The sequence below is a fragment of the Laceyella sacchari genome (assembly GCF_004343255.1).
In the GTDB taxonomy this organism is placed as follows: Bacteria; Bacillota; Bacilli; order Thermoactinomycetales; family Thermoactinomycetaceae; genus Laceyella; species Laceyella sacchari.
In genome coordinates this window covers 269049-281409 of the sequence record NZ_SMDD01000003.1, presented here as the reverse complement: position 1 = coordinate 281409, position 12361 = coordinate 269049, and the positions used below count along the sequence as shown (strand labels likewise).

15 protein-coding genes are annotated in these 12361 nt (G+C 48.0%); 11 read left to right on the top strand and 4 right to left on the bottom strand.

Features of this window, described 5'->3' with window-relative positions:
- Positions 1-337: 337 nt before the first annotated feature.
- The 3 genes from EDC32_RS11685 (at position 338) to EDC32_RS11675 (ending at position 2183) form a co-directional block, all read left to right on the top strand.
- Positions 338-919, top strand: a complete 582-nt coding sequence (locus EDC32_RS11685; protein WP_158283350.1) for a stalk domain-containing protein — start codon at positions 338-340, stop codon at positions 917-919.
- A gap of 30 nt (positions 920-949) precedes the next feature.
- Complete coding sequence (locus EDC32_RS11680) at positions 950-1522, top strand: M23 family metallopeptidase (protein ID WP_132222401.1); 573 nt, start codon at positions 950-952, stop codon at positions 1520-1522.
- Between the two features lie 127 nt (positions 1523-1649).
- Positions 1650-2183, top strand: coding sequence for a phosphatase PAP2 family protein (locus tag EDC32_RS11675; RefSeq protein WP_022736562.1), 534 nt, complete (start codon positions 1650-1652; stop codon positions 2181-2183).
- 151 nt (positions 2184-2334) lie between these two features.
- Here EDC32_RS11675 and EDC32_RS11670 read toward each other — a convergent pair whose 3' ends face one another.
- A complete protein-coding gene (locus tag EDC32_RS11670) occupies positions 2335-2634 on the bottom strand; it encodes a hypothetical protein (RefSeq protein WP_132222399.1) in 300 nt (99 codons plus the stop codon).
- Between the two features lie 199 nt (positions 2635-2833).
- Here EDC32_RS11670 and EDC32_RS11665 point away from each other — a divergent pair, with 199 nt between their 5' ends.
- Positions 2834-4156 carry a tetratricopeptide repeat protein gene (locus EDC32_RS11665; RefSeq protein WP_132222397.1) on the top strand — a complete coding sequence of 441 codons (1323 nt, stop codon included), beginning with the start codon at positions 2834-2836 and terminating at the stop codon, positions 4154-4156.
- A gap of 79 nt (positions 4157-4235) precedes the next feature.
- Here EDC32_RS11665 and EDC32_RS11660 read toward each other — a convergent pair whose 3' ends face one another.
- A complete protein-coding gene (locus EDC32_RS11660) occupies positions 4236-4652 on the bottom strand; it encodes a DUF1885 family protein (protein ID WP_132222395.1) in 417 nt (138 codons plus the stop codon).
- 314 nt (positions 4653-4966) lie between these two features.
- Here EDC32_RS11660 and EDC32_RS11655 point away from each other — a divergent pair, with 314 nt between their 5' ends.
- The 3 genes from EDC32_RS11655 to EDC32_RS11645 all read left to right on the top strand — a co-directional run bounded on the left by EDC32_RS11655 (position 4967) and on the right by EDC32_RS11645 (position 6151).
- Entirely contained in the window at positions 4967-5407 is a 441-nt protein-coding gene (locus EDC32_RS11655) for a GAF domain-containing protein (RefSeq protein ID WP_132222393.1), read from the top strand.
- A gap of 140 nt (positions 5408-5547) precedes the next feature.
- Positions 5548-5850 (top strand): DUF3055 domain-containing protein, encoded by a 303-nt coding sequence (locus EDC32_RS11650; protein WP_022736556.1) that lies wholly within the window; start codon positions 5548-5550, stop codon positions 5848-5850.
- Between the two features lie 169 nt (positions 5851-6019).
- Positions 6020-6151 (top strand): GapA-binding peptide SR1P, encoded by a 132-nt coding sequence (locus EDC32_RS11645; protein ID WP_132222391.1) that lies wholly within the window; start codon positions 6020-6022, stop codon positions 6149-6151.
- Positions 6152-6303: 152 nt separating this feature from the next.
- Here the strand turns inward: EDC32_RS11645 and EDC32_RS11640 are convergent, their stop codons facing one another.
- Both EDC32_RS11640 and EDC32_RS11635 read right to left on the bottom strand, forming a co-directional pair.
- Positions 6304-7761 carry an aminotransferase class I/II-fold pyridoxal phosphate-dependent enzyme gene (locus EDC32_RS11640; RefSeq protein WP_132222389.1) on the bottom strand — a complete coding sequence of 486 codons (1458 nt, stop codon included), beginning with the start codon at positions 7759-7761 and terminating at the stop codon, positions 6304-6306.
- A 472-nt stretch (positions 7762-8233) separates the two neighbouring features.
- A complete protein-coding gene (locus EDC32_RS11635; RefSeq protein ID WP_132222387.1) occupies positions 8234-8860 on the bottom strand; it encodes a YktB family protein in 627 nt (208 codons plus the stop codon).
- 320 nt (positions 8861-9180) lie between these two features.
- Between EDC32_RS11635 and EDC32_RS11630 the strand changes: the two genes are divergently transcribed.
- The 4 genes from EDC32_RS11630 (at position 9181) to EDC32_RS11615 (ending at position 12357) form a co-directional block, all read left to right on the top strand.
- A complete protein-coding gene (locus tag EDC32_RS11630; protein ID WP_102992891.1) occupies positions 9181-9372 on the top strand; it encodes a hypothetical protein in 192 nt (63 codons plus the stop codon).
- Positions 9373-9504: 132 nt separating this feature from the next.
- The gene (locus tag EDC32_RS11625) at positions 9505-10995 is read left to right on the top strand and encodes a leucyl aminopeptidase (RefSeq protein ID WP_132222385.1); all 1491 of its coding nucleotides are present in this window, start codon (positions 9505-9507) and stop codon (positions 10993-10995) included.
- A gap of 94 nt (positions 10996-11089) precedes the next feature.
- Positions 11090-11404 (top strand): iron-sulfur cluster biosynthesis family protein, encoded by a 315-nt coding sequence (locus EDC32_RS11620; RefSeq protein ID WP_132222383.1) that lies wholly within the window; start codon positions 11090-11092, stop codon positions 11402-11404.
- A 116-nt stretch (positions 11405-11520) separates the two neighbouring features.
- Positions 11521-12357, top strand: a complete 837-nt coding sequence (locus tag EDC32_RS11615) for a deoxyribonuclease IV (protein WP_132222381.1) — start codon at positions 11521-11523, stop codon at positions 12355-12357.
- The last annotated feature ends 4 nt before the right edge of the window (positions 12358-12361 follow it).

Genomic DNA, 12361 nt, shown 5'->3' with positions numbered 1-12361 from the left:
GCGGGCATGCCTGCTTGCGTTTGAAACGGCGCTTGGCTGCTTCGGCTACGAAAACCCTTCGCCCATGAGGTGCGAAGGGCTTTTATAATTGAACGCAGGGAAACGCAATTTCATTGAATCGAAATATTTACGCTACAGAGAGCGGTTGACCCTCCATTTCGACTCAGCTTACAATGGTTAGGCAAAAGGGTAAATGGCTTGCATGCGTCAAGCTTGCCTATCGGTTATTCCAAAAGCCGCCGTTTAAGAGAAAAAGCCATTTTCCTTTCTCAAGTTGTTGAAGTCGCTTGTTTTGTTCTTGACTGATGAGAAAAACGGCATGATCAAGGAGATGACCATGAACAAGGCATCTTTATTCATAACGATGGTAAGCTTGTCCGGACTGATTGTCTTTATGCCTCCAAGCAATAAAGCGTGGTTGCAAATGATGGAGGAATGGGTCAAAGCTGATTTGACGTCAACGGAATCTCCATATTCGTCCGGGGAAAGACCCAAACCGATTGCGAAGCCCCAAATGCCTCCTGTCACGGCTAAACCTGATCCCGAGCCCGACGAAGAGCAACCAAACCCTGGCAAACAGCAGGGCATCGCTTTGACGTTGATCCACAAAAACGGGTCCGCCTATATCAAACTGGATGAGGTCAAACGACACCTGCCGATCAAGGGACAGGTTGATTTGCGGTCGGGCAAGATGACGCTCACTTACCGCGAGACACGGCTGGAGTTGGTTCGCAACATTGCGGTCATGAATCTGAATGGCATTTACGCGCCACTCGAGGAGCCGCCGCTCATTGAGGAGTCGGAGGTTTTCATTCCCGTGTCTATCCTGCAAGAGGTGTTTGGGCAAACACTCAACATTGAGAGTGGCAAGGCGATATGGTTTGTGGATGAGGATGCTGTACCGGCGTTTGCCCGGTAGCCGGACTTGCCAACCTTCTCTGTTAAGGGCATGATCCAATATCTGTCTTTTGTTGAAAAGCCGATCAAGGGCGCGCATGTCAGTACCAGAGCTTCCCATTTGCCAGGTGCACCCCGGACATATCGCAATGGGGTGCATGAAGGGCTTGATTGGTACAGTTATGCCACCGGTACTCGGATTGACCGCAACACGCCCGTTTATTCGATCGCTGATGGAGTGGTTGTGCGGGCAGATCATGATTATCGGGAAATGACGACGCCAGAGCGGGAAGCGTTGTTGGCGAAAGGGGCCGACAATGATGGACAAACCCCTGAAGACATTCTTGATCGCATGCGGGGTCGCTCGGTTTGGATTCAACACGACAAAGGGTTGATGGCGCGCTATGTGCATTTAGATCGGATTGATCCTCACGTGCAGGTAGGGCAAAAAATCAAAGCTGGTGACATCATCGGTTATGTGGGGAATTCCGGAACGAGTGACGGAGCGAAAGGTAACGATGAAGGATTGCATTTGCACTTAGATCTGTTTCTCTACGGAGAATGGTTCTGGAAACAATATAGTTTAAAAGAGCGCAGGATGATTTTGGAAGGTGTTTTCGATTGATAAACATAGACATGGGTGTTGATCTCCCGGCAAAGATTAACACCCCATTTACCTTCTCTTCAAACAATTTGATTACCATGGCAATGTATAGGGATTTTACGCTGAAACGGGGCGGAGGTGAGGCAGTTTGAAAGGGATTGCTTCGTGGGTGACCCGATATGATCATTCATTGATTCAACTGGTCAATTGTCATTGGAAATGCCGTTGGTTGGATTGGTTGATGCCGCGGATCACTCATCTGGGTGGCCCCACAGCTACGATCGGTTTTCTGCTTGCGTGGTATCTGTTTATGCCCAAAGAGTTTAAAACATGGGCGGTTGAAGGTGTGATCGCCCTCGCAGGCAGCCATTTGATCGTGCGCGTGCTGAAGATGCTGATGCCTCGAATCCGTCCTTATCTGCGGTTGGAGCATTTGCATACGTTCCCCAACCCGCTGACGGACTATTCTTTCCCGTCGGGGCATACGACGGCGGCGTTCTCTGTCGCGATGACGTTTATCCTGCATTCGACGGTATTTATGGCTATTTTACTGCCATATGCCATCATTATCGGATTTTCTCGCATGTATCTGGCTTTGCATTACCCCACCGATGTGTTGATTGGCACTTGCTTGGGTAGTGCGTTTGCTGTGGGTTCAGTTTACTTGTTTCAAGTGATATGAACATCCTTCAGCCCCTTTCCCGGACGAGATGCCTGGGAAAGGGGCTGAATCCTTAGCATTGACACTTACCATACACCGGTAATTATGCTACAATATAGAATAGACCAACTTTTCTTCATGCCCCTACCAGCCGAGTTGATGGGGCTTTTTTCTATCCAAATATGTCATAAACTTTCCCACTGATAAAAGTGACTGTTTCATCCATTTTGACCATGTGTCCATCGACAAAGTGGATGTGAATTTCCTCACCTGTGTCTGTGAGCAACGTGATTTGCAGTGGATTGCGATGGGTTGGTACAAACTGAAGCTGTGCTTCCACCTTTGCTTCTCCCGTTTGGGAGGGGGATTGTTCAATGGTGTGCAATTGCATATGATATTGTGGTTGTGTGGCAAGGTCAAACAGGAAGGGGTGTAGTTCTGAAGGCTTTCCGGAGATAAGCAATTTTAGCATCGCTTCAATCCTTTCGTTTTATTTTACTGAAAATTTATTATTGTGATACGAAGAGTATACATCCTGGAAAAATTTATGTCAAACCGGCTTTTCATTTGAAAGTTTAATAATCTTTCTATCAAGGGATTAGAATGCGGTAAAATTTCAATTAATTTGTTGGGGTTGCGATGCAATCCTTGATGAAGAGGTGAATGAGCGAATGGAGTATATTCATCCCAGCCAAATTGGTGAATTGTTGCGAAAACGGAGGAAAGAACTAGGTCTGAGGTTAGAGGATCTGGCTGATGACTTTATTTCCCCTTCCACGATCAGCAATATTGAGCGGGGCATCACCTATGTAAACGAGGAAAAGGTTCGGTACATTGCTGACAAACTGGGTGTGAACCTGGAGCAGATTCATGAATTGTGGGCTAAAGAAAAGCAGGAAGAAGAACAAATGGAATTAAAGCTGGCGGCTGTGGAAAGTATCGTTGACTTGATGAATCCCGATAAAGGCTTGGAGAAATTGCGCAAATTGGCGGTGCCTAACAATCACTTGTCCACAGCTTATGTTCATTTTTTGCGTGGGAAAATCTATTTGCAGAAGAAAAATTGGGTGAAATCACAAAATCATTTTTTAGAAGCGATTCGGATCGTCGACCAGAAGGGGGAGTGGCAGAAAAGTAACATAAAAGCGGCTAGTTATCATGAACTGGGACGCATTGCGATGGAAGTGCATGATGCGGATCAAGCCTTGAAGTATGTAGAAGAAGGCATAGAGCATTTCCAAGAGGCGGGTGAGCGCAGCGATTATAAAAGCATGTTGCTGGCGGCGAAGGTGAAAGTGTTGGAAAAGCTGGATCGGATCGAAGAAGGCCTGCGGCTGATCGAAGATTTGTGGCAACAGATCGATGAGATCAAAAATGTGGAAGTGGTGCTAAATTTGTCGCAGTCACGGGTTTCCATGCTGACCAAGCTCAAATTGTATGATGAAGCGGTGACCCACGCTACAGCGGGGATTGAACTGGCCCGTATCAACAAAAAGCCGGAACATGCATCCGAGCTGTGGATGATGCTGGGCGGCATCCATTTGCGCAAGGGCCAATGGGATGAGGCGGAGGATTGTTTCCGCACGGCACTCTGCTTGCAAGAAAAAATTAAAGCGGATGAATTAAAAATAAAAACGCATACATATTTGGGGATGGTATTGCTGGAACAAGGAAAAAGCGACGAAGCCAAACAGGTGTTGGAAGAGGCTGTGGCTATTTGTGAACGAAATCACCAAACCATGCCACATCGGGAAACGTACATTGTTTTGGGTGACTGTCACGCTAAGCAAGGCGCTTACAGTGATGCGATTCAAGTGTATGAAAAAGTGTGGAAGATGGCACGCAAAAAGGGGGACAAGCCACAAGAGCACAAGGTGATTCTCAAGTTGGCCCGCTGTTACGAGCAACAGGACAAAGAGAAATTTGCCGAGTTTTTGCAAGAGTTGTACCGCGTGGAAAATGAGCTTGATCTGGAGTTGGATGTTCCGTATTGACAGTGAAGATTATTCGGTAAGTTAACCGCTTTAAACGCAAGGGAAATGAAGGCGCCCTGGGAGACTCCCAGGGTGCTTTTCATTTGCGTGGATTGTAATAAATGATGCGGCCGTTGAATAAGTGGAGTTCGGCTTTAAGCTGTTTGGCTATGTACTTGGAGAATTCGTTTCCTTTGGCGAGGTCGCCATGCGTTGCTTGCTCCGGCAAAACCAATTGGACGTAAGGGGTGCCGGTATCTTCTTCCTGGCTGACGCCAATTACTAAGCCGCGGTATAAGTGGGGCTCTGTCCCTTTTAGAACCAGATAGGGGACGTCATCTTGTTCCTGTTCTTCGATGGTGTAAGGAAAAGCAGCCGCTTGATAATCCCAGTCCAGCTGCTGGCCGGTCAGTGAAGTCATATGTTGGTATCGAACCAAGAGTTCTTTTACATCGGCCAGAGTAACCTCCGTTTGCGCAGAACCTTTCACCAGCTTGATGTATGCGCTTTTATTCAATGAAAACTCGCTCCTCATCCATGGCTAATGTTTTTTTATTTCCATCTTAGCACGGGGTGAAATGGTTGCGCAAATCAATCAAATCTCATTATTTGGACACCGGTCACGTTGCGATGGATTGAAGATTGCTTAACCACAACATGTTTGAGGTTCGGTTTTTTCGGAAATAGGAAGGTAGCGGAAAAATCGCGCGATTTTTGCAAGCTTCATGATGGATTCATCATGTTTTTTAAAAAATTGAAATATAATGACTTGTCCCGTGTATGCGGTCATGTTAAAATTTTTTCTATTCTACGGATTTGGAGGCTTTTCTGATGCGTAAAGTGGATTTGCTCGACGAGTTACGCTCAGAGATCGGCGTCGTTTCGGATAAATGCGCGGATCAAGTGAACGATCTTTACCAATTTGTGTGTGAGTCATTGCAAAAAAAGGTGCCCGGTTACCAATGGGTAAGCATATATTTGGTTCAGGATTATGCTTTTGTGTTACGTCACGATGAAGGGGAGCGACTCCTGCCACAGCGGATTCCTTTCGGGGAAGGGTTGATCAGTGTAGCTGCAGCTAGAGGGAGCATGGTTCGCGAACGATTGTCCGGAAGGGTCGAAGTGTATATGCCATTCTATCGAGGGCATCATTTGATCGGCGTGCTTGTTGTGATCTCCAAACGTGCAAATGTGATTGATGAAGAAGATGTTTCTCTGTTTATGGAGTTGGCGTCTCTTTTTGAAACGAAAGTAGAAAAATATAATTCATGAAAAAAAGGTTTCATTGATATGCGGGTGGGGAAATAAGTAATAGCCCTGTCCCACGGGCTTCTGTGGAAAACCACTTGACCGAGGACATTGCTTTTGGCAATGTCTTTCCCATTCTTCAAAGAAAGTGAGGAGGAGATTAGATGAGTCTTTATGAACGACTGTATGACGAGTCCGAAAAAGCGAAAGTGCGCTTCGTCGGTTTCATTTCCGAGCACGGCCGATACGACTTCGGAATCGTGTACACCCACATGTTTTTTGGTAAGCCGCTTGTTGTTTGCATGCAAACCGGACGCTCCTCTCTGCTTTCAATGGAGGATACTGAGAATTTGGAATATCTGCAGAAGATCTTTAATCTTCGTTCACGAGAAGAAGCGGAGGAGATTGCGCTGTTTTTCAGAAGCAACCTTCCCGCAATTACAATGGAAATAGAAGCAGAGCATTGACAGTGAGAGCAAGTCTTCGGATTTGCTCTTTTTTTTGTGCGCTTTTTTGGGGGAATGGGCAAAATAAATCACCCTTTGACATAAATAGTATGTCATAATATAATATAAGTGACATCATAATAAGAGCGCTTACAAAAAAGCTTGCAAATCAGTTCGGGAGGGAACTTCAATGGAAGCGATTGTGTGCCAAACATGTGAAGAAGTGATTACTTATGTGCCGGCAGAGAAAGTGGGCACGTTGTATGGCAAATGCCCGGGCTGCGAAAACACGGAAACAGCTGCCAACGCGAAAAGCGAATAAGTGAGCGAATGGGCAGCACACGGCGGCCAATTGGCGCTGTGAACGTCTGTTACGATGTGCTAATAGGAAGATTGATTAAATAAAAAGCCCGCCGTTGAAACAATGGTGCGGTTCACATAAACGTTGAAAGCCACCGTCTAATTGACGGTGGCTTATTTGATTACCCGAATCTTACGCATAGTGGGGTCTTCCGGCCCTTGGACGGGGAGGCCTGCTTGGAGATGTTCTTCGATATAGTAGATGTTTTCTTCGGTAATCTCTTCACCCGGCGCCAAAATGGGAATGCCAGGAGGGTAGATCATGATAAACTCGGCGATCACCCGGCCGGCTGCTTCCTTCAGCAAGATGGATTCCGTCTCACTGTAAAACGCTTCGCGCGGAGACAGAACCAATCTGGGGATCTCAGGAAGGCGGATTTCCACCGGAGAATGACATTTGTCTTGGTAAAAGCGATCAGACATGTCCTTGAGTGCGTTAAGAAGTTGATCGATGGTTTCTTGGGTGTCTCCAGGTGTGATTAAGCAGAGCAAGTTGTGCAAATCGCTGAGTTCTACTTCGATCTGGTAGTTTTCGCGCAACCAGTTTTCTGCTTCATTCCCGTTGATGGTCAGATTTTCCAAATGAATGAGAAGTTTGGTTTCATCCAAGTCATAAAGCGCGTCGCTTCCCAGCCATTCTCGGCCGACGCAGCGCAAACCGGCAATTTCATTGATTTGCCGTCGGGCGTAATCGGCCAGGCGCAGGGTTTCTTCGATGATCGCTTTGCCGTTTACGGCCAAATAGCGGCGGGCGGCGTCCAGCGATGCTAACAGGATGTAGGACGTAGAAGTCGTAGTCAACATGCTGATAATGGATTGCACGCGTGCCGGGCTAACCAAACCCTCACGGACATTTAACACAGAGCTTTGAGTGAGCGAGCCACCCAATTTGTGGACGCTGGTTGCGGCCATATCGGCCCCGGCGTCCATTGCTGAGAGGGGCAAACGGTCATGGAAGTGAGTAAGTACCCCATGTGCTTCATCGACGAGCACGGGAATACCGTGTCGGTGAACCAGATCGACAATCTCCTTGAGATTGCCAGCAACGCCGTAATACGTGGGATTAATGACCAACACTGCTTTGGCTTCCGGGTGCAGTGCCAGCGCCTTTTCCACTTGGCTGGCAGTGATGCCATGGGCGATACCCAAGGTTTTGTCCATTTCCGGATGTACAAAAATGGGCAACGCTCCCGCCAAGATGATTGCCGACAGGACGGATTTGTGCACATTGCGCGGCACGATGATTTTGTCGCCGGGGCCAACAACGGACATCACCATGGTCATAATCGCTCCGCTGGTGCCTTGGATGGAAAAAAAGGTATGATCCGCGCCAAAGGCTTCTGCCGCCAGCTGTTGGGCTTCCTGAATAATGCCCTGGGGATGGTGCAGGTCATCGAGAGGGGCGATATTGATCAAGTCGATCGACAAGGCATTCAACCCGATGAAATCACGGTATTCAGGATCCATGCCCTGCCCTTTCTTATGGCCAGGGATGTGAAATTGGATCGGGTTGAGGTTTGCGTGTTCTCTCAATTTCGTAAATAAAGGAGTTTGGTATTGTTTATTGTTCATATGCGTTGCCTGCCTTTACCTTTATCGCTTTATCACATAAACCGCATGAACATACGGAAATGGTTGATTGTATGCACGACCGTTAGTATAACAAAAACAATACGGCAACAAAAGAAAAATTTCATAAGTAAAATTAGACAGTTGGTTGAACGGGGAAAGACGGCGGAAACACGGCAAAAAACGCCTGCAAGATGTTTTTTTATACTGCGGAGAGTGCTTGGGGGCAAGGGGTTTGAAAGGTGTAAGCGGGTTTCAAAGCATGTGGGAAATCGAAATGGGAAATGGTCTGGCGTAAATATATCATTCTAACACATGTCTGATAAAGGCAAGCGGCTTCAAAACCGTTTTTCTCAAGTGTTTCATACATGACAAGACGCTCCTCAAGAAAAGGGTTTTTCCACCGCTTTTTTCTAATAACTTGATGCCAAACATGACCTGGATAGTCAAGTGTTTCTAAACAGATGTGGCTGTTTTATTCCATCGCCAAACGGTACAGCGGGTTTAGTGTTTCGTAAGTGGATTCAATTTGCTTGATCAAATCGTCACCCGACAATCGACAAGCTTCTTCCCGTGGAATGATGCGTCCGCACAAAAACTCTGCCTTTTTCACTTTTTCCAAGCGCTCGAGCATCTTGTGAGCTTGCTCGTCGGTCAAGTCCGCTTTGCGGGTGACATCGGGCCGGGTGTGGTCTTGGGAGAAATAGTATGTATTGGGAATCAGAGCCCAGTAGCGGTCGAACTCTTCGCGCAATCGGCGGGCAAAGGGTTGCTTCCGGTCGCATTCGTAGATCAGGGCAAACCAGATGAAGAGATGATCGTCGCGAATCCCTAATTGAAAGTGGGGCAATCCTTTGTATCCGCGCTTGCTTGTGGACCAGGCTACCCAGGTTTCGTCCGGCGGATTGACGGTGCGGCGGGCGTGTTTGGCGATATGTGTGCTGACGGGTTCGCCCAATTGCATGGTCAGAAAGGAGGAAAGGTGTTGCCCGATGATGTCAAACTTGGGTTGAATGTGTTGTTTGATTGCGTTCATGCGAGGTTCGAGCCCATCAATGTCAAAAACCTGAAAGTCTTGTTCGATAAAACCGGGTATCGTCATAATCATCACCATCCGTATCATCAAACTGAGTCCGGCGGCGCAAGGACGTTGCCGGGACCAAAGAAAAGCGGTTGCGGACTTATCTTACCACAATCACGAGATAGATAAAAATTTTAGAGAGTTAATTTCTAAAAATTTAAAAATTTATTTGAGTGGTTCACCGTGCCCCTAGCTAGGATGATAGCGTAACATAATTGAGAAAGTTGATTTGTGTCCCAGGTTTAATTCACCTTGGTTGGGGCAATGCTGTATCCAAGCTAACCTTTAAGGTCGGCGGTTGGGACCCAAAGCCCAAGCATATAAAAGGGGTGTAGTGGACCATGGAAGAGGTAATCAGAGTCTACCGTTGCCAGGATGCGGAGGAGCGCATTCCAATTCTGCGAATGGAATTGGATGAGGAGTTGGAGAAGCTGTATGAAGCCCTTAAAAACAACAACTTTCACAGGATTGATCAAATTAAAGCCAGACTGGAAGAAATAAGAAAAGAGATGCTCATGTTGGAAGTTTTATAAAACAATTCCGTCTATTTTTGGAGAAAAGGAAATAAATTAGAATTTGTCGAAAGTGTAACATGTGAAATTCTAGATCGTGTGTTACACTTTTTATTTTTTTCTACTTATTCCAATTATTCAGGAGGCGTAATCATGGAGTGGAAATTGACGAGAGAGCCGTTGGCCTCTGTGGCGACGGACGCAATTATTGTATTTCATTCCAAAGAAAAAGAATCGACACAAGGCATGGCCCGTGAGATTGATGAGGCCCTCGGTTTTCGGATTTCCAGCCTGATCACGGCAGGGGAGATAACTGGCAAACTGGGGGAAGTCACCCAGTTGCACAATTGGGGTAAGATACCGTCTGGACGTGTGATTGTGGTCGGTTTGGGTGAAGGGGATCAAACGGATCTGCACCAGTTCAGACATGCGATTGCGGCGGCGAGCCGCGCGGCCAAGCAAAAGGGATTAAAAAGCTTGGGGATAGGGTGCCCTTCTTCCATCATTGACCGCTATAACGCGGTTGATGCGGTACAAGCGATTGTGGAGGGCGTCGAACTTGGGACGTATGAGCACCAGAAATACCAATCCGAAACGAAGAAGCAGGAACTGAAATCGGTGTTAATCAGTATTCCGCAACTGAATGAGCAAGCGGCTCAAGCAGGGATCGAACGGGGGCAGATTTTTGCACGAGCCACCAATTTCGCCAGGTATTTGTCCCATGAACCAGCTAACATATTAACACCCCGACGGTTTGTCGAGCATGCCAAACAAGTCGCCGAAAAACGCGGATTGGATATGGAAGTGCTGGATGAATCACGCTTGGCAGATTTGGGCATGCAAGCGCTATTGTCTGTGGCGCGTGGCAGTGAGGCTGGAGCACGCATGATCGTGCTGTCTTATCAAGGGGCGCCAGAGAGCACCGAAGTACTCGGATTGGTTGGCAAGGGTGTGACTTTTGATAGTGGCGGCCTCCAGTTGAAACCCTCACCGTTTATGTTGGACATGAAAGAAGATATGGCTGGCGCGGCGGCGGTGTTGGCGGCGATGGATGCGATTGGTGAATTGCGTCCTCACAGCAATGTGTTGGCGGTTATCCCTGTCTGCGAGAACATGGTCAACGGCCAAGCGTATCGCCCGGGCGATGTGATTCGATCCTTCAGTGGCAAGACAATTGAAGTGGCCCATACTGATGCCGAAGGGCGGGTTATTTTGGCTGATGCGATCTCTTATGCTAAACGGAAGGGAGCTACCCGCTTGGTCGATGTGGCTACACTGACCGGCGCAGTTGTAGTTGCCTTGGGGCATGAAGCGACAGGAATGATGAGTAACGATGAAGAATGGGCCGATGAAGTGAAGGCTGCCGCTCGCATTGCCGGCGAACGGATGTGGGAATTGCCGATGTACAAAGAGTATGGCATCTATGTTGAAAGTGAGATTGCCGATGTAAAAAATGAGGGGGGAAGCCCGGCGGGATGCATTCAAGGCGGCTTGTTTTTGCAGGCGTTTGCTGAAGAAACCCCTTGGGTGCACTTGGATATCGCCGGATCAGCCACAGCGCCGCGCGAATCAGGCATTTTTGCCAAAGGAGCAACGGGTGTGGCTGTGCGGACACTCATCCAGTTGGCGGTTCGTTTCGGCTAGGGCGGGATAAATCGGAGTGATGGGGCGGATGCTCCTCCACTCCGGTTTTTTTGTGTAAAATAGATGGGAATAAAAGAAAAGTGGGGCGGTTGAAATGCATATCGAGATATCCGCTGGGGCTCGCTCCCGGCTGTTGGAAGCCAAGCCGACAGAGGAAGCCGCATTGCGCGTTGCGGTGATCACTGAAGGGTGTGGTTGCGGTGCCGATGTCGTGTTTGAGATGAATTGGGATTATGTGAAGCCAGACGACTTGGTGGTGGCAGTGTCACCTTCCTTTCGCATGGTGCTGGACTGCGAGAGTGCCCGATTTTTCGGTGCTGATTTGGCGGTGGATTGGCATGAGCGGAACCAAGCCTATGTTTTGAAAAACAAAGAGCAGATCTTTAGCAATCGATTAATGCTCTATTGAAGGGCTGTTTGAAGGCAAAGCGGAAGAGTTGTTGCCCCCTACGGAAGATGTTACAATGGAGAAAGTGGAACGGCGCCCGAAACAGAGGCGCTTTTTGTCTTTCAGGAGGAATCGAGATGAAAATAGGTTGCCATATCAGTGTTGCCAAAGGATTCGCCAAAGCGGCATCAAAAGCCAAGTCGCTGGGCGCCGAATCGTTTCAAGTCTTTACGAAAAACCCGCGCGGTTTAAGGCCGAAAAAGCTGGACATCGTCGATGCGGAACGTGGAAGAGCATTTTGTGAAGAGCATGGGATCGTGCTGGTTGCGCACACCCCTTACATCACCAATTTGTCCACCCCCAAGGCGGATTTGCATGAAGTGACGATTCGTTCAATCAAAGAGGATTTGTCCATTGCAGAGGCTTACGGCGCAGTTGGGGCGGTCGTTCATTGCGGCAAGCATGTGGGTGAAGGGGAAGAGTACGGACGCAAACGGATGGTTGAGACGCTCAACCTCATTCTGTCTGAATATGAAGGAAGCACCAAATTGCTTTTGGAAAACACGGCGGGCCAAGGTAGCGAACTGGGCTTGACGATCCGTGAACTGGTGGAAATCCGTGAAGCGACAGATTACCCGGAAAAAATCGGTTTTTGCTTTGACACGTGCCATGCCTTCGCCGCCGGGATCTGGACGGAGGAATCCTTTGCGTCGATGGTACAGGAAATGAAGGAGACCGGCTATCTTGAACAGCTAACAGCCATTCACTTCAATGATAGCAAAGCACCTTTTAACAGCCGCAAAGATCGCCACGAAAAAATTGGCAAAGGTGAAATCGGTGCGGCGGCTTTGGCTTTGTTTTTGCGTGATGAGGCGTTCGCTCACCTGCCGGTCATTCTGGAGACACCGGTCGACGATGAGTCGGAATACGCGGACGAAATTCAGTATTTGCATCAATTGAGACAAGAGGGTTGAGGAG